The organism is Actinomadura xylanilytica (assembly GCF_030283145.1).
GTDB classification, from domain to species: Bacteria; Actinomycetota; Actinomycetes; order Streptosporangiales; family Streptosporangiaceae; genus Spirillospora; species Spirillospora xylanilytica.
Map to the genome: position 1 here is coordinate 460,692 of NZ_JASNWE010000005.1, position 22,874 is coordinate 483,565.

General features: G+C 70.3%; 15 protein-coding genes and 2 pseudogenes. 12 read left to right on the forward strand and 5 right to left on the reverse strand.

What is annotated here, in order from left to right; genetic code table 11:
* The first annotated feature begins 271 nt into the window (after window positions 1–271).
* The 5 genes and pseudogenes from QP090_RS31970 to QP090_RS31985 all read left to right on the forward strand — a co-directional run bounded on the left by QP090_RS31970 (window position 272) and on the right by QP090_RS31985 (window position 4,875).
* Window positions 272–1,672 (forward strand): TnsB C-terminal domain-containing protein, encoded by a 1,401-nt coding sequence (locus QP090_RS31970; protein ID WP_432763095.1) that lies wholly within the window; start codon window positions 272–274, stop codon window positions 1,670–1,672.
* Complete coding sequence (locus QP090_RS31975) at window positions 1,669–2,589, forward strand: TniB family NTP-binding protein (RefSeq protein ID WP_285943376.1); 921 nt, start codon at window positions 1,669–1,671, stop codon at window positions 2,587–2,589. The genes QP090_RS31970 and QP090_RS31975 overlap by 4 nt, the downstream gene beginning before the upstream one ends.
* 41 nt (window positions 2,590–2,630) lie before the next feature.
* A pseudogene (locus QP090_RS37780) lies at window positions 2,631–2,798 on the forward strand (hypothetical protein); the annotation flags it as partial.
* A gap of 56 nt (window positions 2,799–2,854) precedes the next feature.
* Window positions 2,855–3,799, forward strand: a complete 945-nt coding sequence (locus QP090_RS31980; RefSeq protein WP_285943377.1) for a hypothetical protein — start codon at window positions 2,855–2,857, stop codon at window positions 3,797–3,799.
* A gap of 482 nt (window positions 3,800–4,281) precedes the next feature.
* On the forward strand, window positions 4,282–4,875 hold the full coding sequence (locus QP090_RS31985) for a recombinase family protein (RefSeq protein ID WP_285943378.1): 594 nt from the start codon (window positions 4,282–4,284) through the stop codon (window positions 4,873–4,875).
* Between the two features lie 328 nt (window positions 4,876–5,203).
* Here the strand turns inward: QP090_RS31985 and QP090_RS31990 are convergent, their stop codons facing one another.
* Window positions 5,204–8,434 carry a DUF4132 domain-containing protein gene (locus QP090_RS31990; protein ID WP_285943379.1) on the reverse strand — a complete coding sequence of 1,077 codons (3,231 nt, stop codon included), beginning with the start codon at window positions 8,432–8,434 and terminating at the stop codon, window positions 5,204–5,206.
* Between the two features lie 553 nt (window positions 8,435–8,987).
* Here QP090_RS31990 and QP090_RS31995 point away from each other — a divergent pair.
* The 5 genes from QP090_RS31995 to QP090_RS32015 all read left to right on the forward strand — a co-directional run bounded on the left by QP090_RS31995 (window position 8,988) and on the right by QP090_RS32015 (window position 17,102).
* A complete protein-coding gene (locus QP090_RS31995) occupies window positions 8,988–10,073 on the forward strand; it encodes a recombinase family protein (protein WP_285943380.1) in 1,086 nt (361 codons plus the stop codon).
* A gap of 19 nt (window positions 10,074–10,092) precedes the next feature.
* Window positions 10,093–10,872 carry a recombinase family protein gene (locus QP090_RS32000; protein WP_285943834.1) on the forward strand — a complete coding sequence of 260 codons (780 nt, stop codon included), beginning with the start codon at window positions 10,093–10,095 and terminating at the stop codon, window positions 10,870–10,872.
* A gap of 463 nt (window positions 10,873–11,335) precedes the next feature.
* Entirely contained in the window at window positions 11,336–12,697 is a 1,362-nt protein-coding gene (locus tag QP090_RS32005) for a coiled-coil domain-containing protein (protein ID WP_285943381.1), read from the forward strand.
* 591 nt (window positions 12,698–13,288) lie between these two features.
* Window positions 13,289–16,042: a zinc metalloprotease gene (locus tag QP090_RS32010; RefSeq protein WP_285943382.1), complete on the forward strand. Its 2,754-nt coding sequence runs from the start codon at window positions 13,289–13,291 to the stop codon at window positions 16,040–16,042.
* Between the two features lie 271 nt (window positions 16,043–16,313).
* Window positions 16,314–17,102: a hypothetical protein gene (locus QP090_RS32015; RefSeq protein ID WP_285943383.1), complete on the forward strand. Its 789-nt coding sequence runs from the start codon at window positions 16,314–16,316 to the stop codon at window positions 17,100–17,102.
* A gap of 505 nt (window positions 17,103–17,607) precedes the next feature.
* On the opposite strand, the gene QP090_RS37785 is transcribed toward QP090_RS32015, so the two are convergent.
* The gene (locus QP090_RS37785) at window positions 17,608–17,889 is read right to left on the reverse strand and encodes a DUF6461 domain-containing protein (protein WP_432763096.1); all 282 of its coding nucleotides are present in this window, start codon (window positions 17,887–17,889) and stop codon (window positions 17,608–17,610) included.
* Window positions 17,843–18,184: pseudogene (locus QP090_RS37790) on the reverse strand (DUF6461 domain-containing protein); the annotation flags it as partial. The pseudogene QP090_RS37790 and the gene QP090_RS37785, both read right to left, overlap by 47 nt.
* Window positions 18,185–18,770: 586 nt before the next feature.
* Here QP090_RS37790 and QP090_RS32025 point away from each other — a divergent pair.
* Entirely contained in the window at window positions 18,771–19,595 is an 825-nt protein-coding gene (locus QP090_RS32025; protein ID WP_285943385.1) for a GNAT family N-acetyltransferase, read from the forward strand.
* Between the two features lie 463 nt (window positions 19,596–20,058).
* Here the strand turns inward: QP090_RS32025 and QP090_RS32030 are convergent, their stop codons facing one another.
* Window positions 20,059–21,531, reverse strand: a complete 1,473-nt coding sequence (locus QP090_RS32030) for an MFS transporter (protein WP_285943386.1) — start codon at window positions 21,529–21,531, stop codon at window positions 20,059–20,061.
* A 111-nt stretch (window positions 21,532–21,642) separates the two neighbouring features.
* On the opposite strand from QP090_RS32030, the gene QP090_RS32035 reads away from it, so the two are divergent.
* The gene (locus QP090_RS32035) at window positions 21,643–22,275 is read left to right on the forward strand and encodes a TetR/AcrR family transcriptional regulator (RefSeq protein WP_285943387.1); all 633 of its coding nucleotides are present in this window, start codon (window positions 21,643–21,645) and stop codon (window positions 22,273–22,275) included.
* Between the two features lie 24 nt (window positions 22,276–22,299).
* Here QP090_RS32035 and QP090_RS32040 read toward each other — a convergent pair whose 3' ends face one another.
* Window positions 22,300–22,725, reverse strand: a complete 426-nt coding sequence (locus tag QP090_RS32040) for a MerR family transcriptional regulator (RefSeq protein ID WP_349666531.1) — start codon at window positions 22,723–22,725, stop codon at window positions 22,300–22,302.
* Window positions 22,726–22,874 lie beyond the last annotated feature (149 nt).

Sequence of the window (22,874 nt, forward strand, 5' to 3'; positions counted from 1 at the left end):
TGGCTTGGACGAGGGGCTGACGGAGGTCGTTGAACGGGGTGTGCTGACGGCCTCGGGAGAGGCATGGGCGGTCGCGGTGCGGCGGGCGGAGGTGATCGGCCCGCTGGCGCTGCGGTCGCGGGTCGGTGTGGATGCGGCGGATGATGCCGCCGCTCAGCTGGGCATTTCCCGGCGGCAGGTGTATGCGCTGTTGAGCCGGTGGCGCCGGGGCGAAGGCGTGGTTACGGATCTGCTGCCGGGGACCTCAAGTGGCGGGCGCGGGCGGGGCCGGTTGCCGGCGGAGGTGGAGGCGCTGCTGGCTGAGGTTGTCGGGGCGCGGTATCTGAGCAGGCAGCGCCGGTCGGTGGCGGCGGTCTACCGCGAGGTGGTGCGGCAGTGCCGGATCCGGGGGCTGCCGGTCCCGGCGAGGAACACGCTGGTGCGGCGGATCGAGGGGCTGGACCCGGTGGCGGTCGCCTCGGTGCGCGAGAGCGCGGACCAGGTTCGTGCGCTGCGGTCGGCGGGCGGGCAGCCGCCGGTGGTCGAGGGCCTGCTGGAGCAGGTGCAGATGGATCACACGGTGGTCGATGTGGAGGTGGTGGATGATCGGTACCGTCGGCCGATCGGGAGGCCGTACGTCACTGTGGCGATCGATGTCGCGTCGCGGTGCGTGGTCGGGCTGGTCGTCACGCTGGAGCCGCCGTCGGCGTTGTCGGTGGGGCTGTGCTTGGCGCACACGGCGACCGACAAGCGGATCTGGCTGGAGCGGCTCGGGGTGCAGGCGGTCTGGCCGATGAGCGGCAAGCCGCGCATGATCCACGTGGACAACGCGGCGGAGTTCAAGAGCGAGGCGCTGCGACGGGGCTGTGACCAGCATGGGATCACGCTGGAGTACCGGCCCTTGGGGTTGCCGCACTTCGGCGGGATCGTCGAGCGGCTGATCGGCACGATGATGGAGATGGTGCACGAGCTGCCCGGCACCACCTTCTCCAACCCGGCCGAGCGCGGCGACTACGACAGCCAGGCCAGCGCGGTGCTGACCGTCGCCGAGCTGAACAAGTGGCTGGCCCTGGCGGTGGCGTCCTACCACGGGCAGGTGCACGGCACGCTGCGGCAGACCCCGGCCGGGCGGTGGGAGCAGGGCGTTGCCGAGTCCGGCCGCCCGGTCACGGTGGCCGGCGAGACGGCGTTCCTGGTCGACTTCCTGCCGGTGGTCCGCCGCACGTTGACCCGGACCGGGTTCACCATCGACCACGTCCAGTACTTCAGCGACGCGCTCAAGCCGTGGATCGCCCGCCGCGACCGGCTGGAGAAGTTCGTGCTGCGCCGCGACCCGCGCGACATCTCCCGGATCTGGGCTTTGGACCCGGACGGCGGCTCCTATGTGCAGCTGCCCTACCGGACGCTGTCACGGCCGCCGATCAGCGTGTGGGAACAGCGCGCCGCGATCGCCCGGCTGCGTGAGCAAGGCCGTGACCAGGTTGATGAGCACGCGCTGTTCGCGATGGTGGAGCAGATGCGGCAGATCACCGAAACCGCGGCCGCCACCACCCGCAAGGCGCGGCGCCAAGCCCAGCGCCGTTCGGCCGTACCAGCCCGGCCGGTGCCGGCACCGGCACTGCCGCCAGCCGGTGAGGGCGATCGGGCGGCGGGAGCAACTGCCGAGCCGTTCGAGGTGATCGAGCAGTGGTGACCGGGGAGTTGGAGGTCGGCGACCCGGAGGATCTGTCGCATCTGCATGAGGGGGCCCGGCGCGTGGCGCGGCTGCCCGCGGCTGAGCGGCTGGCCTATGTGCGGGCGGACCGGTGGATCGGGTACACCCGCGCCACTCAGGCCGTCACCCGGCTGGAGGAGCTGTTGACGTGGCCGGCCAAGCAGCGGATGCCGAACCTGCTGTTGATCGGGCCGACCAACAACGGCAAGTCGATGATCGTGGAGAAGTTCCGCCGCACCCATCCACCGGTTTCGCATTCTGATCGGGAGGAGATCCCGGTCCTGGTCGTGCAGATGCCCTCGGATCCGAAGGTGGCGCGTTTCTACACTGCGTTGCTGTCCGCGCTTGGGGCGCCGCTGCGGCCGCGGCAGGTGCTGCCGGTGCTGGAGCAGCTGACGCTGCGGCTGCTCCGCGAGACGGGCGTGCGGGTACTGGTGATCGACGAGCTGCACAATGCGCTGGCCGGACGTGGCGAGGCGCGCCGCGAGTTCCTCAACCTGCTGCGGTTCCTGGGCAACGAGCTGCGGATCCCGCTGGTGGGCGTCGGCACCCGTGACGCCTACCTTGCCGTCCGCTCCGACGACCAGCTGGAGAACCGGTTCGCTCCCTTTGTGCTGCCGCGCTGGGAGCCCGACACCGAAGCCGGCGCGCTGCTGGCCAGCTTCGCCGCAGCGTTCCCGCTGCGCCGCCGCTCCCACCTGGCCGCCCCGGAGATGGTCGAGTACTTGCTGGCCCGCAGCGAGGGCACCATCGGCGAGCTGGCCGCGCTGCTCACCGACGCCGCCGTCGCGGCGATCGAGTCCGGCGAAGAGGCGATCAACCAGCGCACCCTGCTCATGGCGGACTACGCCGGGCCGACCGAACGACGGCGCCTGTTCGAACGCGAACTGGCGTGAGATCCGGCAGGCCCCGGCGGTGGCCGCTGCATCCGCCGCCCGTGCCGGGTGAGGCCCTGTCATCCTGGCTCGCCCGGCTCACCGAGCCCTACGACCTATCGGTCCGGCAACTGCTGGACCACAACCTCGGCCCCGCCTCGGCGCTGGCCGCGACGGTGGAGCAGCACGCGCTGGACTGGGACCCGCCGCCGGAGATCCTGGAGGTCCTGGCCGAGCGGACGGGTACCGAGCCCGCCGAGCTGCGGTTGATGACCATCGCCGGTGGGTGCCCTGGCTGGCCGACACGCTCGACCCCGATGAGGGCCCAGATGCCTTTCCCACCTACGCCCGCCAGGACTCGGTCCTGCTGCGCCGCGGGGAGACTGGCACCAACATCGTCGGGCGGTGGCTGCCCTGGATGCCGGTGGATCGAGAACCCCACCGAGCGGCGCCCCGCGTGTGCCCGGTGTGCGCGGCCGATCCCGACCGTGGCGTCGCGCTGACGGCCGGGCTGCTGCTCATGCTCAGCTGCCCCGACCACGGGTGCCTGCAGGAACCCGAGGGCTCTGTCCGCATCGGGCACCTCCTGGGCGAGCCGACCCCCGCCCGGCCGGCCCCCGAGCCCGTCGCCGCCGTCGACCGGCTCACCTGGGAAGCGCTGACCACCGGCACCGTCACCCTGCCCGCCCGTCCGGTTCACCTCGGGGTCTGGCTGCGACTCCTGCGCACCCTCATCGACGAGGTGAGCATCTCCACCTCCCGCATCCGCGCCGCCTCCGCGCGCATGCTGGACCAGATATGGGAGGCCAGCGGCTGCCCGCCACGCGGCGGCATCACGGTATGGCGACCGTACGAACAACTGCGCGATCACCAGCAAGACGCGATGCTCACCGCCGCCGCCACCGCGCTCCACCTGGCCCAGACCGGCGCGATCACCCCGCGCGGCACCCTCGGCCCGCTGCTGACCGTCCAGCCGCACCAGCCCGTCTACGACGGAGAACCACCCGCCACCACCGGTGACCCGTGGGCACAGTTCCGCCGTGACGCCGAGGCGGTCTTCGAAGCCGCCCGCACCGAGTCGGCCACCGCCCGCCAGCTACTGGCCCTGTTCACCCACCGTTGCCGGACTCTTCTGGACTTCGACCGGGAACGGCGGTTCCTGATCGACTGGGGCATCCCGGAGGCGCTCCTGCCGGACGCCTGCGAGTTGGGCCGCCTGGATCTGCTCTGACCGTTCGTTCCACTTCCAAGGAAGTGGAACGACCCCGCAGCGTCCCGATCCCGGGCCGGGAAACCGGACACGGCGTCCTCCTCCCGAACGTGGCCCCAGGGCCAAAGTGGCGGAGCGTGACGGGCGAGTGGACATAGTGTCCGAACCCGACCGGCGCCGGACCCGCGCGGCCGCCGCCGGACACCGGTCCTGACCTGCGGCGGTTTCACAGATCCGACCGCGTCCGGGGCGGCGCCACGCCGTTATCCGGCCCCGCCGGTGCGCGGTGCGCCGGACTTATCCCGCCGCACCCGGACCGAAACCCGGCCGGACGCCGGACACCGTGTACAGCCTGTGACCTGCACAGAGATCTCTACTTTGGGCCTGGGGTCACGTTCGGGAGAACACCGCCGACACCGTCGGACACGAGTCGTTCCGAAAGTCGTCCCACAAGATCCGTTCCAGAAAGGGCGTACGAAGACGAATTTCGGTACGCTCTGGGTATGGGAACCGGCAACGATCACTCTCAGGGCGGCATGGAACTCGGCTACGCCCGCGTCTCCACCACCAGGCAGTCCCTTGAACGCCAGCTCGACGCCCTGGCCGCCGCCGGGATCGGCGACGAACGGATCTACGTCGACAAGAAGACCGGCACCACCGTCGACCGCGACGGCCTGAACGCCCTGCTGGCCTATGCCCGGCCCGGCGACACCATCGTCGTGCACACCCTCGACCGACTCGGCCGCAACCTGCGCGAGGTCCTCAACCTCGTCCACGACCTGGCCGAGAACAACATCGGCGTCCGGTCGCTGGCCGACCCACTCCCGATCAACACCACCGACGAGGGCATGGGCCGCATCGCCTTCCTGCTGCTGGCCCTGTTCGCCGAGATGGAACGGACCTTCACGGCCGAACGCGCCGCCCACGCCCGCACCGTCGCCGAAGCCTCCGGCCGCCAGATCGGCCGCCCTGTCGCCCACCCCGAAGACAAGATCGAGTACGCCCGGCTCCTCAAGGCCCAAGGCGACTCCCTCGGCATCATCGCCGCCAAGACCGGCATCCCCAAGACCTCCCTGCACCGCTATCTCAACGACTGACAAGCCGCGGCCGGTCGCGGAATCGAGGTTTCTGAGTTCACCCCCGGGGCCACGGTGACCGTCGATGAGCGCCGTGTCCTGACCTTCGGCCCGAACACCTATTCCCGCGCCCCTGCGGAGGAGTTCCGTGTCCGTCTGAAAGACAAAGTCGAGAACGCCTGGGCCCGATGGGCGGGCCAGGAACGCCCGCGCGGGGCGCGCCCGCGCAGGGATCACGGCGTTGAGCTGTGCGGGGTTCCGGTAGTGATCGAGAAACTTTCTCCGGATAGGGTCCTGAGCTGGCGCAGCTTGGTGGCAAGGACGAGGGTCTCCTCGTCCTTGCCACCGGTCATTGCATCCTCGCGAGATCGCCGATGATCTCGGACACGGCGACCGGGTCCAGGTCCCCGGTCCCGTTCAGCCGGATGGCGGCGAGCCGCTGCTCGGGCACCTCCTCCGGATCGTGCGGCGCCAGGCCGGGATGCAACTCGACCAGTGCGCGGCCGGTGCCGGGCAGCGGGCGCGAGAGCAGGCGCGGGCTTTCGCGCAGCCATCCGCGCCAGGACAGCCCGAAGAGCCACACCGACCGGACCGTGGTGCCCTCGAAGCGGATGAGGCGGCCGGCCTGCCACTCCTCGTCGGTGAGCGCATAGGTGGGCCGGTCGATCTGGGGGAACGGCTGGGACAGCTCGTAGTCCTCGAACACTTCCCGCCAGAGCTTGACCTCGTCACCGAGGTCGAGCGGGTGCGCGATGCCGATCTCCGCGCTGCCCGCGAGTGTGAGCGCGTCGTCGTTCACGTTGGCGAACGAGCGGTCCTCGGCGATCCGGAACCCGCGGCCGTCTGCCAGCCAGACCAGGCGGCGCGCCACGTTCCAGATCAGGGGGTGGGAGACGAAGTGGTCCTGGAATTCGGCGGCGGTCCAGCGGCGCCGGGTGGCCATGGCCCGCTCCAGCCGCCGGATCTGCTCGGTCGCCGCGCTCCGCGCCTCCTTCTTGACCGCGGTGAAGCGCTGGTGGGCGGCCGGGGCGAGCTCCTGGTCGTCCTTTGCGGACGGTTTCGGGAGCGACTTGAGGCGCTTGCCGTCCCCGTCGAGGACGAAGGGGGTGAGGGTGTGGTCGAACCCGACGGTGAACGAGCGCGGCCCGTAGTCGAGCACCATCGTGCCGTCGGCGTCCAGGCCGAAGTCCGGGACCAGCCGATCGGCGAGGCGCTCGGCATCCAGGCCCAGCCCGTCCGCGATCTCCTGGATCTTGTCCTGGGCGCGTCGCTTGAGGCTCTTGGACGGGGCCTTCCGCGAGATGCCGTGCAAGTGCATCAGGGCGATCTCGGTGCCGATCGTGCCGAGCGCGTCCAGCCCGACGGTGGCCTTGTGGATGCCGCCCGCGGTGGGCCAGGTCCTGATCAGCGGGGTGAGTCGCCGTACCGTCTCGTCTCCGCCGAGCCAGCCGAGCTGCGCCAGCGCCCAGCCGTCCGGGACCGGTGAACCGTGCAGCTCCCAACGTTCGAAGAGCTCCCAGGCGAAGTCCTCCAGCGAGCGCGGATCGCACATCTCCCGGACCGCTTCGACACCCGCGTACACCTCGCCCTGCTTCGATATCGCCAGCATCGTCACCACGTGACCGGCCGCCTCCGCCGGGAGGGCCCGCTCCCTGCCGCGCAAGAGGATCTGCGGCAGCGCGCCCACCGCGGCCCATTCCCCCGGGACGGGGATCTTGGACGGGAGCTTTTCCAGCGGGTCGGCGTTCAGCAGCGCCTCGATCGCGTCGCCCACCTCGTCACCGGCTGCCCGGGCCTCCGCGACGACCGGCCCGATGCCGGTGTCGGACGCGATGACGTGCAGCGCTGCCTCGGCGTTCCGGCGGTCCTTCCCGGCCTTGCCCAGCGCGGGCGCGAACAGGTAGCGGGCGGCCGCCACGCCGTGCCGGCCGAGCCAGGCAACGGCAGGGCGGCGGCCCGCCTTCTTCGCCAGTAGGGCGGCCGCCAACGCCGCGACGTCGGCGCTGAGGCAGGGGCCGAGGAGCTTGCCGCACGCCGCGGGGGCTACCCGGGCGGCGGACAGCGCCAACGGGATCGCGTCCGTGCCGTACCGGCCCAGCACGGACCCCACCCACGGCACGTCCGCCTCGGACCAGTAGTGGTATTCCGGTTCTTTCCAGTCGGCGAGCAGAGGACGGACGACCTCCTCGGGGCCCTGCGGGAAGAGGTCGTCCCAGTTCCGGCCACTGGTCCGGTACTCCTTCACCTTGAGGCCCCAGTCGGTGTCCGCCGGGATCCGCCAGAACTGGTTGCGGACGGGGTTGGAAGCCGCCCAGGCATCGCGTTCGCCGTCGAGCCAGGCCAGCTCCCGCCCCTCCGGCGGCGTCAGGCCGGTGATGACGACGGGCTTGGCCTTCTTGCGCTTCCGCGTCCAGGGCGGGTCGACCAGCAGCGGCGGAAGCTCGTCCGGCGCCGCGTCCGGAACACGCGGGTCGGCGGCGATGACCTCCTCGACCGCGGCGCGTTCCGCGTCGGGAATGTCCGGCAGCAGCGCGGCGGTCACCTCCGGATGCGCCCGGACGTGCTCGGCGAGCAGGTCGCTCCGCCCGGCGGCCAGCAGCCGCAGCGCCCGCGCCGGGAACCGCGTCATCGCCTTCGCCAGGACCGTCGGGACCTCGGGGCGGCTCCTGCGATCGAGCAGCGCCTGGAAGGCCCCGTCGTACGGCATCAGGCCGATCACTTCGACCAGCCGCTTCTCCTTGCCGTAGACGCGGTCACGGTCGAGGGCGTCGAGGAAGAGCGGCAGGGCGTCCTCACCAGCGGCGTCCGCGAGCGTGACGAACAGGCCCGTCGAGCAGTTCTCCCTGTTGAACACGTCCTCCTGGGCCAGTCGCCCCGGCGTGCTGAACGTATGGCACAGCAGCGTCCAGGCGATCCCCCAGGTGTCGTCGGCGCCGCACTCCTCCAGCCAGTCGAGGCGGGTCGGCACGAGGTAGGAGACGAGCACCTTCCTGACCGGGTTCGTGCGGTGCTCCGCCAGCCGGTCGACCGCGTCCTGGAACTCCTCGTCGGACGCGGCGGCGAGCAGGATCCGCATGCGCTGGGCAACCTCCAGGTCCCAGTGGATCGCGCCGTCGCGGTCGAGCCTCAGCTTCCAGTCCCGCCCGGCAGCCTCCACCTCGAAGTCGAGAGTGCCCGTCTCGACCAGCGCGCACGCGGCGAACGCCACCCCGTGCGCGTGCACCCAGCCGTCCACGTCGATGTTCCAGACCACCGGCCGCCAGTTCCCCAGATCCTTGCCGCGCCGCGCGCTCGGCGCGACCTCCAGCAACAGCCTGAGCGCCGCGGCCCCCATCGGATCGGGCTCGCCCTCCAGGTGCCGCCGGACGCGGTCGCGCCAGTCCAGGTCCGCCAGGCGGTCCACCAGGCCGGGGTCCTTCCCCAGCTCCTTGGCGATCTTTTCCGGGATCCATGTCGGGGCGGCAGGCAATGGCTGGATCCGGGTGCCGGGGTGCCCGCCGCGGCGGGGATGGAGCTGGCGGCGCAGGCTGGACGGGAGCAGCAGGACGTCCTCGTCCGCCGCGGTTCGATGATCGGCCATGGGCTCTCACCGTAGTCACACACCCTGACAAACGACCACGCATCCCGATTTACGTCGTTCGCAAGGGGTCTCCAGGTCGGTGAGGATCTCCGAGGCGGTCGCCTCGTCCAGTTCCTCGAAGGTCCGCCCGCGTTCCCGACCGACCGCAAGCCCGTCAGGGAGGCGTGCATGAGCGCGGCTGCGCGTTCTGCGGCTCGCCGTAGCTTCAGGACTCCGGGCTGTGGAGGCCGCCTCCGACGACGACGGTTGCGCCCGTCCGGCGGACGTCGGCAACATCATCACCAAGCAACGCCCCGACTTTTACTCCCGCAATTGCAGCTACCCCCATGGATCTGTTCGGCGCCACGTGGGACCGCTACACCCACGCCACGGGCCTCGCGGTTTGACGGTCAACCGCCAACGTGAAGAGATCTTCTGACATCTGTGCAGAGGACTTCTGAAAGCGACAGCGTCCCCGTGATCGCGAACCGGCGGTTCGGTTCGCAGAACTCGTTCTCACTCAAAGGTGGGTTCGGGGTACTTCTGGGAATCGTTTGTGACAGTCTCCGGTGCCATGACGGTCCCTCTAGAGGCTTCCGCGAGCGACGCGGACGATGTCGAGCGCCACCCCTGCCCGCGCTGCCGAGCCGAGCCCGGCTCGCCGTGCCGCTCTCGCTCCGGGGCGGTCGCCGGCACCTACCACACCGGCCGCTTCACCAAGGTGCCCCGGCTCGCCAAGCTCCTGCGCGTGCCCACCCCAGCCGACCGCGGGCCCGGCCAGCCGTGGCGCCCCGGTACCCCGGTCCCGCTCGCCCTCGCGCCGGACACCCCGACCGCCGACATCCGTATCGGGTACGCGCGGTGCTCGACGCTCACCCAGGAACTCCAGTCGCAGCTCGACGCCCTCACCAAGCACGGCATCCCGCGCGACAAAGTGTTCTCCGAGAAGATCAGCACCCGGGTCCGTGTCCGCCCGCAGTTCGAGGCCGCGCTCGCACTCGCCCGCCAGATCAAGGCCCACGCCCCGCACTGCCGGGTCATCTTCACCGTGTACGAGATGAAGCGCCTGGGCCGCGACGCCGCCGAACTCACCGCACTCGCCGACCACCTCACCGCTCATGGCCTGGTCCTGGAGATGCTCGCCGGACCTCTGCCGGGGATGTACGACCCGAGCGGGCCCGGAAGGCTGCTGTTCGCGTTCTTCGCGGCAATGGCGGAGACCGAGCGGGAGAACATCCGGGAGTCGACCCTCGAAGGACTCGACGCAGCGGCCCGCAAGGGCAAGCACGGCGGCCGGCCGCCCGTCATCACCGAGGACATGCTGCACACCGTGCTCCGGCGCCGGGCGAACGGCGAGTCGGTCGAGCAGATCCAGCCCGACCTGATCATCCCCACCGGCAAGCGCAAAGATCTGGCCCCCAGCGTCGCGAGCGTCTACCGCGCGCTTGCCGAGCACGAGAAGCAGGAGGCGTACCCCGAGGCCGTCGCCCAGGCACACGCTGACTTCGCCGACCTCCAGGACGTCGACGACATCCCTCGCCCCCGCCGAGTCCGCATCCGGCGCCCCGGCGACCCGCTCACAGCCGAAGAAGCCGATCTCCGCCAGCGACTCCAGAGCCAGGCTCACCCGAACTCGGAGACCGCCACCCAGGAACCATGATCGTTCTCAGCGCCAACCGCTGTACCGATGTTCCCCAAGCCCGACCTACGCGCGGCCGGGCGACATCGTGCACATCTCCGAGATGTTCCGCCTCGTCCGCGGTACCCAGCACATCCTCGACGTGCTCGATGTCCTCCACCACGACCGGCTCGCCCTGCGCATCCACGACGGCGCGTTCTCCGCGATGGACCTCACCGCACGCCACCCGCGCACCGGAGAGCTGTTGTCCACCGTGAAGTTCATGGTTCAGGCTCTCGCAGCCGCCGGCGAACTCCAGCGCGACCTCCAACGGGAGCTGACATACGACGGACTACGGGCCGCCAAGGCCAAGGGAAACAAAGGCGGACGCCGCCCGGCCGTCACCGCCGGGAAGACCGACGACGTGCGCGCCGCGTACCTGGACGGTCAGTCCATCGCCGCCCTGGCCCGCGAGCACGAGGTCAGCCGCGGGGCCATCCGTACAGCCGTCACTGACCTCCTTCCCAAGCACGCCGCCGCCGGCCGCGAAAACACCCCAGCCCCGGAGATGGCGGTCACGCTCGACGTGCCCGGCAAGGTCGCCGACTTCCTACGCACCACCGAGCTGGACGACACCGAGCGGGCCGCCCTCGACCACGGCGTGACCGTACGACGCGGCCAGGGCTACACCTTGCGTGTCAGCGCCACGCCCGCAGTCCACCGCGAACTCCTCGCCCACTGCCAGGCCCTTGACGGCAACCCGGCGATCCCGGCACAGCGCAAGGCCCGGCTGGAGTATGAGAGCCGCGTCAGCTCCCTCGTGACCGACGCTCGGCGCTGAAGGGCCGTCACGCGCTATCGGCCATCCATGATCAAGTGCTTAGCGTTACTGGCTGTCCCGTTGGTCCCCAAGGCCGATGCCGCTCGAACTCCACCACGCCGCGCTGCAACAGAGCGCAGCCCTCGCCGCCGAGGGCGCCGGGCCGGCCGAAAGCAAGGCCTACCGGGTGTACGCCACCCGCATCACAGCTGCTCAACAGCAGAGGACGCCCGGCAACTAACCACGCCGCCCCGCCGGGCTCACCAGCCCCTGACCGTACTGATCCGCTACCGCGGGCCCGTTTGGGGCTAGACACGGTTCTTACCGGCACCCCAATCGGCAGTCTCATTCCGCGCGGAGACGGTCCGCCATCCACGATCAATGCGAGTACATGATAATCAGCATTGTCATGTAGCCTAGTTTCGCGGAACAATAAACCGCGAAACTAGTTCCACGTTTCACGTGAAGGCATTATGATCGTGTCGTGATCGAGAATGATTCAGGAGATGCCTCAGCCGTCACCGGCTCCGGGCCGGCCGACAGCGAGCCTTCGTCCGGGGCCGCGGGCGCGGCGGGGAAGGCCCTGGCGCGATGCGAGTGGTGCCAGCAGCCGCTTCCGCCGCCCCGCAACCCCCGCCGCGGCGGCCGCCCGCAGCGCTACCACCAGGCGGGCGAAGGGCCGGATGGGCAGAACTGCAAGGCGCTGGCCGACGCCGCGCGCAAGACCGCCACCGCCACGGCCGCCGCCGAACCGCTGGCCGGGCTGCGCGCGTTCGCCGACCGCGCCGCCGCCGAGCGTGCCGCGTTCGCAGAGCGACTCGACCAGCACATGGCGGCCCTGCGAGATCTTGCCGTCCTGGAGCGGGAGGGTGCCGGCCGCCTCAACGAGGTTGTGGACGCCGTCACCACCCGCAACACCGAACTGGAACGTCAGACCGCTGCGGCTCGCACGGCGGCGACCGAGGCCGAGGCTGCCCAGGAGCAGGCCCTGCGCCGAGAAGAGAGCGCGGCCGAGGCCCGCGCCACGGCCGAACGAGAACGCGACCAGGCCCGCGCGGCGGCGGTGGCGGCCGACAACCGCGCCGGGCTCGCCGAAGAATTGACCACCGCTCACGAGTTGGCCCGCCACCAAGCCGAGAGGGAGACACGGTCGGCCCTCGACGGCCGCGACGAAGCGCGCGGCGAGCGCGACAGCACCCGCGCCGAACTCGCCGGCGCCGAGCAGCGGCTGGGGCAGGTCCGCGAGGAACTCGCTCAGGTGAGAGTGCTTTTGGAAGAAGAACGAACCCGACGCGAAGCCCTCGCCGAACAGGCCGCCGCCGCCGACGCCCGGGCCCGCTCGGCCACCGTCCGCGCCGAGCACGCCGAGCACGCCGCCGCAGCGCTCCGTGGTCAGCTGGCTCACGCCGAGACCGGTGCCGAGAGCGCCCGCGCAGCCGCCGACACGGCCCGCACCGAACTGGCCGCCGAGCGCGCCGGCCGCCAGGCTGAGGTCGCCGCCCTCACCCGGGACCGCGACACCGCCCGCGACACCGCCGACAACCAGCGCGAACGCGCCGCCCTTGCCCAGCACCGTGCCGTGACGGCCGAAGCGGCGTCTCAGATCGCCGCCCACCTGCCCGCGATCACGGACATCGGTTCCGTCTCCGGCGTCAGGATCGGCGCCTCCGGCGCGGTCCTCGCCGAGACCGCCTCCACCGACGGTGGCATTGTGCTCGACGGGCTGCCCACCCGGATCCCCGCCGAGACCGCACTGGAAGTCGCCTCCGCCATCCTTGCCCTGCACGCGCACCAAGCGCGGCCGACCTCATCCGAGAACCCCGACCCTTCAGCCGAGCGGCCATGAACGCACCGGTCCGCGAGAGCAAGGATCGCCGCACCAGGAGCGAAGTGGATGGTCAGGCGTCCCTGAAGAACTCGGCCGCGCTGCGCGCACCATCACCGCGTGCGACAGAGTTCGAGGGTGACCGGCCTGTCGGCAAAGCGCGCCATCAGTGGCCCGATTGCGTCATGACCGGTGTCGGCCCGTGGTGGGTGCGTCTTGGTGGCCGATCCCACGGGCTACTCCAGTCAACAGGCGCCCGTGCAGCCTCGCCCGAGTCTGGGGTGAAACACCAATGTGAGCACGCTGGGTGACTGGGCGGTTAATTCGGATGAATGGACCGGGACGGGCGGAAGTAGCCCGGTGTCGCGTTGTGCCGACTTGCGTGCATCGCTCGGGCGGGAAGTGCTGTCGTGGTAGCCGGATCGCTTCGGCGGTGGGGGGCTGACCGCTCCTGCCGGGGAATGCGCGTGGTTTTGGGGCTTGTGTTTTCGGTCCCTTATTGTGGCGCCCTTGGTGCGGGTTGCCCTCTCGGGAAGGCGGGGGGACAGTGCCGTAGGACCCGGTTCGACGGAAACCGGGGACACGGCAAAGGGGCTGCTCTTCTTGGGATTCATGCGGATCAAGAACACCGGGTACAACTCGGCGCTGGTACTGCCGACCGGGGCATGGAAAGCGATGTTCGTGCGCGGCGATCAGGTGGCGCAGACCAGCGCGGCGGGCCTGGACCACAACGGGCCGATCGGCGCCGCGAGCATTCACAGCGGGAAGCTGAACGGTATTCCCGAACCGTACAAGAGTGCCTGTGAGGGCGCGCTGATGCTGCCGATGACCGGCGGGTCCTGGCAGATGCTGCTGTTCAAAGGCGACCGGGTGTGTTGGTACCACTGGGACACCAAGGTCCGCAGCGAGGGCCCAGTTACCGAACTGAGGCACGCCGACGGACTACCGGCCTGGGGCACGATGCTGCCCGCCGGCTACCGCGAGGGCGTGGACGCGCTGCTGATGGACTCCACGGCCGAGTCGCCGTATTGGACGACCTATGTGTTCAAGAACGACCGGGTCGCCACCATCGACTGGCGAAACGGCTGCACCCGGGAGTGCCGGATCTACGAGGGCGCGCAGCCCACCGCGGGCTGGGCAAAGCTGCCGGCCGAGTGGCTGCGCGACTACGACCACGTACTGCCGCTGCCGGGCGTGTCGGGCGCCAAGCGCAGCCTGCTGATCAAGGGCGGCAACGGGTGCGTGTTCAACTGGAACACCGGCCCGGAGAAGACCGGCGCGCTCACCACGCTGATGCCCGAGCTGGCCGCGCTGCCCGCGCCATTCACCACGCAGTACAAGCCGATCGTGGGCCGCTGGACCACTTCGGCCGCACCCAACCCGGTCACCGTGCGTGTCGATCTGGACGGCCTGGGCGCGACGCGGCAGTTCAGCGGCGACATCGACCAGTTCAACGGCGCGACGCGGTCCTTCCTGTACTCTTTCCGCGTCAGTGCGCCGGCCATCGCCGCCTCGGCCACCGAGGTGACCGCCGTCGGCAGTGTGCAGTGGAAACCACCGTACGTCGGCTGCACCGCCAAGATCACCATTCCGCGGGTAGCGGAGAGCACCTCCGCCCCCACCCTGCGGCTGGAACTGCGCTTCGACGACGGCAACGTCGTCCCCTACGTTCTGCCCTACGAAACGGCGCACCTGCGTACCGTCGACCTGGAGATCGACGCGATGGCCGGCCGGGCCGCGCTGGCCTCCTACAACACCGCCACCGATGCGGTGGCAGGCCCGCCCGACTACGTCGACCGGCAGCTGACCATCGCCTCCGCTTTCGCTGAGGCGGGCATCGAGTTGCGCTCCGCGGGCACGGTCAACGAGGTCGGCACCGCCGACTCCGGCACCGACCTGAGGTGGTCGGACTCCGAACTGCACACCGCGATGCTCCACAACTTCTCCGGCCACGCCGAGACCGAGCAGTGGAAGCTGTGGACGTTCGTAGCCAGTCGGCACGTCAACGACAACACGGGCGTCATGTTCGATGTCAACGAAGGCAAGCAGCGGCAGGGCATGGCCGTCTTCTACGACCAGATCAGCGGTGAGCCCGGCTACTTCATCCTGGGCCTGTACGTCCATGAGCTTGGCCACTGCCTCAACCTGCAGCACTCGTGGCAGAAGAACGACTCTGGGGCCCCGCTCGGCCCCAGAGACGGCCGTGGCGACCTGTCGTGGATGCAGTACTGGAACCTGTACACCGCCGAGAACGGCAGTAGCGGCTGGGACGTCTTCTGGAGCCGGTTCCCGTTCACCTTCACCGCCAACGAGCTCGCCCACCTGCGGCACGCCTTCCGCTACGACATCATCCCCGGCGGGGCCAACTGGGCCGCGCAGGGCAGCGCCGCCTACAACACCCAAGACCCGGCGCTGGCCGCGATGGACGACCCGATCGCCGACGATTCCGGCCTGGCCCTCACCTTGTCGGCCCGGCCGTTCGCCTATGGCGAGCCGGTCACCGTCGAGATCAAACTCGCCCGCGACGGCCGGGATGTCACCGTGCACCGCGACCTGTCGCCCAAGAGCGAATACCTCACCATCGCCATCACCGCCCCCTCCGGCATCACCCGGCCGTTCCGGCCGCTGGCCCGCCAGTGCAACGGGCACAGCGACGACACCCTGACCACGTTGACCGCCGGGGTGCCCGCCCTGTACGAGTCGGCCTACCTGGGCTCGGGAGCCGACGGCCAGTACTTCACCGACCCCGGCCTCTACACCGTCCGCGCCCTCTACACCGCACCCGACGGCTCCCGCGTGGTCTCACCTGACCTGACCATTCGGATCCGGCTGCCGCGCACCGGCGACGACCAGGACGCTGGCGAACTCCTCATGGGCGACCAGGCCGGCACCCTGATGGCGCTGCTGGGCTCGGACTCACCCGCCCTGCAATCGGGCAACACCGCCCTGGCCGAACTGTCGGACCGCTTCGCCGACCACCCCCTGGCCGTCTACTCCCACCTCGCCCAGGGCGCCAACGCCGGCCGCCACTACCAGCACATCCGCGACGGCCGGCTTCACATCCGGCAACCCGACACCCAAGACGCCGTCACCCAGCTGACCGCCGCCGTCGACGCCTCCACCGGCCCGGGTGGCCTCAACGACATCACCCTCAACGCAGCCATGCGCCGCCTGGCCACCGTCCACGCCAAGGCTGGCGACCGCACCGCCGCCGACACCACCCTTGACCGCATGGTCGACCACTTCCGCGCCCGGCACCTCCCCGCGCACATCCTGACCACCATCCAGGACCAGGCCGACGCCACCCGTCGGCAGATCATTCCCGGTGACCAGAACCTCCCCCGCAAGGGCCGCAAGCGCACCTGATCTCCACCACCCCGGCCACAGCGTGCGCCCACCACCAGGCGGTGGGCGCACGCGGCTCCAGGGCCGGCCGGTCCACCACCGAGAGCCGGTGGCCGGGAAGGCGATCGGGCGCGGACCTCGGCGTAAACCGATCGATAAGCGGGCCCGCTATGTTCCTCCGGCCAGTCTCGGTCATCGAAGGAGACATACCGGTGCATATCCAGGTCACTTCGCAGGAAAGCCGCACGCTGCGCGCGGGCGGAACCGCCACGACGTCCCCGGGCGTGACGTCGTGACGGACCCGACCGAAGGGCGCGAGCAGCGGCAGCCGCCGGCGACCGCCTGGCGGTACGGCGAGTTCTGGGACTTTGCTGATCGGCTGGCCAGCGCACTCGCCCTGGACGGTGGAGCGGGTGTCTGGGTATGGCCCGAGAACGCCAACGGCCCCGAATTGTCGCCCGATTATGTGCTCTTCGGTCTGGACGAGCTGGTCGATCTGGCCAAGGCGGACACCGATGTGTCGACGTTGCTGTGGGAAGCGGGTCAGGGCTGGCGGTTCTCCCTGGAGGCTTTCCGCGGCGCCCACACCGTGACCACGCTCAAGACCGCCTACCCCTGGCAGCCCCTGGCGGGCGGCGAGGAGGCGGCGGACGAGCAGGCCGTGTTCGCCGCGGCTGCCACTGCGTGCCGTGCGCATCCCCGTTCACCCAGATTCGACGTGCACGCCGGGCCGGTGGAGTCGCGGGACTGGATGGTGGAGGCGTTGATCGCGGCCGGCGCACGCAGCCGCCATCTGGAGCCAGACCATGGAGGCCGGTACTTTAAGGTGAGGCCGCCGCTGTCGGCCCAGCAGGTGGACGCGCTGCGCCTCCTGGACCGCGGGGAGCCGGGCGTCACCGTGTCCTGTGAGCCTCCCGAGGCAGATCTGTGGCGCGTCGATCCGGCCGCACCCGACCCGTACTGCGACTACGACCCCCACGCCTGGTGGAGGTGGCAGCTGGCCGGCGGCCACCCCGACAAACGGCCACCCCGGGGACAAGGGGTGTCGGTAAGAGCCGTGTCAGCAGGTACACGCGATTGAGTTCACCCAGGTCAGCGCTGGTGTAGTTCAGGGAGCGGCCTCGTCCAGGACGTCGTGGGAGGCTGTTGCCTTGATGGCGCGGGGCCGGCCTTTGGCTTCGGGGACGTGCTTGTAGAGCGTTGTCGATTTCCGAAGTCGTCTGCACTGATGTCCACAGTGCTCTGCACTTGGGCCGGTAACTGATCAGCTGCCCATCTCATCCTGGCGTCGGCGACGGGCCGCGGACGGGGCTGTTGGGAGCTGCCCGCGGTGGTCACGGATCTGCTGCCAGGGACCTCCAGCGGCGGGCGTGGGCGGGGGCGGTTGCCGGCTCTACCGGGTCCTGGAACGCGCCGGAGCCGCCACGTGACCACGCCCCAGATCGCGCACTGGGGGTGCGGCCGGTCGGGTGGCCCCGGAGAATCGCACCCCGGGGCCACCTGACCGGCCGCACCCCTCGTAGCCGAGGCGGGGCCGGCCGGTGTGGGGGCAGATGTACTGGGGCCCGGCCGCACTTCGGTGCCGGTCAGTTCGGCACGGCGCCCAGCAGGTAGACCGCCTTCTCGAACCTCCCCTCGGTGAGGGGGACACCGGTGATGTGCTCTGCCAGCGCGAACGCCTTGGCGATCGGGTTCTCCTCGCCTTCGTCCTCGATGAACCGGAAGCCGATGGCGCGCATGGCGTCCATGAGGTCGGTGACGGCGGTGCCCTGCCGCTCCTCGAGCCAGAATGGCCGGATCCTGGGTATAGACGCTGCTGGAGTGGCAGACCAGGCGGGTGCCGGCCGACAGCCGGGTGAGCCTGTCACGGTGGCCGAGCAGGTACGCGCCGGGTTCGAAGGCCACCGCCCAATCGTCGATCGAGAAGACGCCGACCAGGTCGTCGTCCTCGTCCATGTCCAGCTCGTGCATGGCTTCGGCCCCGGTGATGCGCGGCGGATCGACCGAGAGAAGCCCCAGCCTCTCCAGGAGCTGCTGAGGGGACAGGCCGCGCACCATCGCCACGGCGTAGTTCTCGCGAGGGTCCCGGGGCAGCGGCCCGCCCAGGTGAAGTTTTCGTCGGACTTGATCACGTGGTGGAATGTTGTCATCTCCGGCGGACACTTCACCGGCCAGGCCCGCGCCCGTCGCCGTCCAGCAGCATCCACGCCGCGATCAGCTCCTCCGGCTCCCACTCCCGACGCACCATGCACCCATTCGCTCGATCGGCCCCCCGAGGTCGGAAAAACCCTTGAACGGCCGAGATGCACTACCGCTCGGTAAACCCGACTTGCAACGATCACGAACCGCAACCGTGACCCTTCACTTGGCTACCTGGCGGCTGGGGACACGTTCGGGAGCGGAGGGCCTAGTCCGGCGGAGACACCAGAAGGTCGATGCCGTTGTCGCGTATCGGTTCCGCAACCTCCAGGCCGGCGCGGACGAGTTCGCCACCGCCCTCTGAGGCGTAGACACCGCGCACCCGTTCCCGGGCACGCAGCGGCGCGCACTTACACGAGCCCGGGAATCTACGGGCCCACAGGGCAAAAGCCTGGCAGCGGCACATCTGTGAAGTAGAGTGCGGCCCGGACGACAGGCCGCACCCGGGTGAGCCTGCGCGGTAGCCCTCCTGCACGCTCAGCCCGGATCACGTCGCCAGCGCGACACTCTCGGCGGACGACCCAAAATCACGTGCGACCTTCGACCATTCATGCTGGGATCGATCACTATGAATGCCCATTTCCTCAATGAAGCCGACTTGATGGATAGGATGGAGCGGAATCTGGCGGAACACGCCTGCCACCTGCATCGGAGTATGGCCGGTGCGACCGTAACGGAGACTGGTGACCTCCTGGTCGCCGACAGCGGCTTGGACGACGACACTTTCAACATCGTTGCCGCGGCCCGCTTCACCGCCGCCACCGCTGCGGCACGTATCACCGAGACCGCCCGGACGCTGGCTCGCACCGGCCGCCGTTTCTCCTGGTGGGTGGGACCTGCTTCGACACCACCAGACCTCACCGCCCGTCTGATTGCGGCCGGTCTTCCGGCATCCGAACGCGAGACAGCCATGTGGGCCGAGCTGGACGACAGCCTGCCGCTGCCCGCCGCCCAAGGGCTGGACATTCAGACGGTGGCCACGTCCGAACAGCTCGCCGACTACGCCACGGTTCTCGCTGCGAACTGGACCCCGCCCGCTGACACCGTCCACCGCTTCTTCGCCCATGCCGCCCCGCAGGCACTGGCCGCGCACTGTCCGGCCCGCTACCTGGTCGGCTACATAGACGGCCGTCCGGTCTGCTCGGCCGAGGTGTTTCATCACGCGAGGGTTGCCGGGATCTACAACATCTCCACCCTGGCCACCCACCGCCGACGCGGCTACGGCGGTGCCATCACACTCGCCGCACTCCACACGGCCCGCGACCGAGACCACCACATCGCGGTCTTGCAGGCGTCCACCGACGGCGAACCCGTCTACCGCCGCCTGGGATTCCGCTCCTGCGGCCAGTTCACCGAACACACCATCAACCCCTGAACCGCACGCGGGGGGCGACCAGCATCGGAACTGTGACTCGAAAAGTCTCGTTAGGCGGACGCTGGCGTGACTTCTCGTTCCGATGCGGTCAAGCCCTCCCACTTCAGGCGCTGAGGGGCCTGCGGTCACCGGGGGAGTACAGGAGAGTTCGACCAGATCGCCTCGAGACGCCAGTCACCCCGAGATCACCTGCTGATGATCAAAGACCATGAGTCAGCGCTGATGGTGGTCGGCGGGCGCACCCGCGTTGTTGAGGCCGACGGCGAGATCCTCGACCTGGGAGGCCAGTTCATCGGCCCCGGCAGGATCGTGTGCACGCCCTGGCCAGGAACTCGGGATCGAGGTGTTCAGCACTCATGAGGCAGGCGACCACCCGATCGAGAACTCCTCTGGCACGAGGCGGGCACCGACTGCTTGGGCTGTAGGTCGGTCGTCCTGCGCGGCTGGCTGCGGGTGCCTGGGGTCAGGTTGCTTGCTGGGGGTCTTGCTGGTGCGGGGCCCGCGGCGGTGGCGGGGCTGGTGGGCTCGGGGTCGGGTGTGCGACGGGGAGGGTGCGGGCGAGGGCGGCGACGGCGGTGAGTAGCGCGGCGCAGGCGAGGAAGGCGTGGCCGTAGCCGGTGGTGAGGGTGTGGGGTTGGGTGCTGGTGCCGGGCGCCAGGGTGGTGAGGGCGGCCAGGCCCAGCACGCCGCCGAGTTGTTTGGCGGTGTTCATCAGACCGGAGGCGGCACCGGCGTCGGCGGTGGGGACGCCGGAGGTGACGGTGGTGGTGAGCGGGGTGTTGAACAGGCCGCCGCCGACCGAAATGAGGATGGCCGGGCCGAGGACGCCGGTCAGGTAGGTGCTGTCGGGGGTAATGCGGCTCTGCCACCAGAACCCGGCGGCGGCGATCAGCGCGCCGGCGGTGATCAGGGTCCGGGAGTCCACGCGCCGCATCAGCCGCGGGGTCACCTGCAGGCCGACGGTCAGGGTGAGCAGGGTGTGGGGCAGGAACGCGGCACCGGTTTGCAGCGCGGAGTAGCGCAGGACGTTTTGCAGGTAGAGGGTCAGGAAGTACCACATCGGGATCTGGAAGCAGGCGCCAGCCAGCAGCATCACGGTGTTGCCGATGGCGATCGGTCGGGCGGCCAGCAGCCGCGGTGGCATCAGCGGGGCTGATGCGTACCTGGCCTCGACCAGGACGAACGCCGCCAGGCAGGCCAGCGCGACGACGAGCGCGGTGAGCGCCGCCGGGTCACCGGGGCCGTGCCGGGATTCGGAGATGCCGAAGGTCAGGCCGGTCAGACCCGCGGTCGCCAGCAGCGCGCCGGGCACGTCAAGGCGTTGGCGGCCTCGGCCGGCAGTGGCGGTGGCGGTGAGCAGGCGGGCGGCGGCGGGGGCGGCCACGATCCCGATCGGGACGTTGATCAGCAGGATCGATCGCCACGATAGGGCTTGGGTCAGCGCGCCGCCCAGCAGGTTGCCGGCGGCGCCGCCGGTGAGGCTGACGGCGGTCCAGATCGCCAGCGCCCGGACGCGGGCGGGCCCCTCGGGGAAGGTGGTGGTCAAGACGGTCAGGGTGATCGGGGCGAGCACAGCAGCGCCCAGGCCCTGGACGGCGCGGGCGGCGATCAGCAGGCTGCCGCTGCCCGCCAGGCCGCCGGCCAGGCTGGCGGCGGTGAACAGCGCGAGCCCGGCGGTGAACACCTTGCGGTGCCCGTACAGGTCGGCCAGTCGGGCGCCCAGCAGCAGGAACCCGCCGAAGGCCAGGGCGTAGGCGCCGGCGGCCCACGGCAACCACGCCGCGTTCAGGCGCAGCTCGGCTTGGATGGAGGGCAGCGCCACGTTCACCACCGACACATCCAGCACGACCATGAACTGTGCGGCACACGCCAGCGCCAGTACGCCGGCGGCCGTCCTGCGTGAGGGGGCGTCCCGGGCGTCGCTTGGCTGCGTCATCGCCCTCCCATCAGAACAATGTGGTTACATTGATTTAATGGCGGAGGCTAGCCGCGACGGGGAGTCCGGTCAATCCGATGTGATCGCATCGGTAATCGTGAGGGGTGGCTGGTGGCGCAGCGTCGGGCGCGCGGGATGGGGGCCGAGTACGAGCAGCGGCGGGCGCAGATTGCCGACGCGGTGCTGGCGATCGTGGCCGATCACGGCCTGGGGGCGGTGTCGCAGAACCGGGTCGCTGCTCGGGCCGGGGTGTCGGCGGGCCGCGTCCAGCATTATTTCCCCGCCAAGCAGCAGCTCATCGAGGCGGCGTTCGAACGCGGCAACGCGCTCAGTGAGGAGCGGATCCGCGAGCTGGTCGGCCAGGACCTGCAGAGCGCTCCGGCGCGGCACGTGCTGACGGTGGTGCTGACCGAGTTGCTCCCCTACGACCGGGCGAGGCGGACCCATCTGCGGGTACGGCAGGCCTTCAGTGCGCTGGCACTGGCCGACGAGGCCATTGCCGCCCGCCTGCGCGCCGAGTACGCGGTGTTGCACAACCGGCTCGGCGCCCTGCTCGCCCAAGACCGGGCCACCGGCACCGGCACCGGCGGTCGGCAGGTGGCCGCTACGCGGGAGGTGGCGGTGCGGCTGGTGGCGCTGACCGAGGGGCTGGCCTACTACACGTTGATCGGAGTCAGCACCGCCGACACCGCCCGGCAGCAGGTCCTGGCCGCGATCGCCCAGGCCTGCGGCGAGCCGGACTGAGCACGGCGCGGCGGCCGGTGAGCGTCAGGGGCGTGGCGCGGGCCGGCCGGCTTCAAGGCGGTCGCCGAGTTCGGTGGAGAAGTCTTCGGCGCCGGCGAGGCGGGCCGGGAGTTTGGCGCAGCGCTGGTCGACCCGGTCGCGATAGGCGGCGACCTGGCAGGGGAGACGCTCGCGTTCGGCGGGGCCGGTGCCGGGGTCGTCGAGCCGGTGCAGGACCTCCAGCAGGTCACGCATTTCCTCCAGGGTGAACTCCAGCGGCTTCATCCGCATGATGACCCGCAGCCGGGCGACGTCGGTGTCGGTGTAGAGCCGGAATCCGCCGGCCGAGCGGGCGGTGGGCGGGGCCAGCCCGACCTCTTCGTAGTGGCGGATGGTGCGCATGCCGAGGCCGGTCAGTTCGGCAACCTGGCCGATCTGGGGGGCCAGACCAAGTAAGCGCGAGAGGGGCAGTGGGGTTGCTCGGGTCTCCTGACGTCGGTCGTCTTTGGTGACGGGCTGCGTTGCTTTGGTTGCAGTTCGATGAACCGTGAGGTGTGGGCTGATCGCTGACGGTCACGGTGCGTGGGTTCTGGATCTGGTTGGCCGGAGAGGAGCCCGCG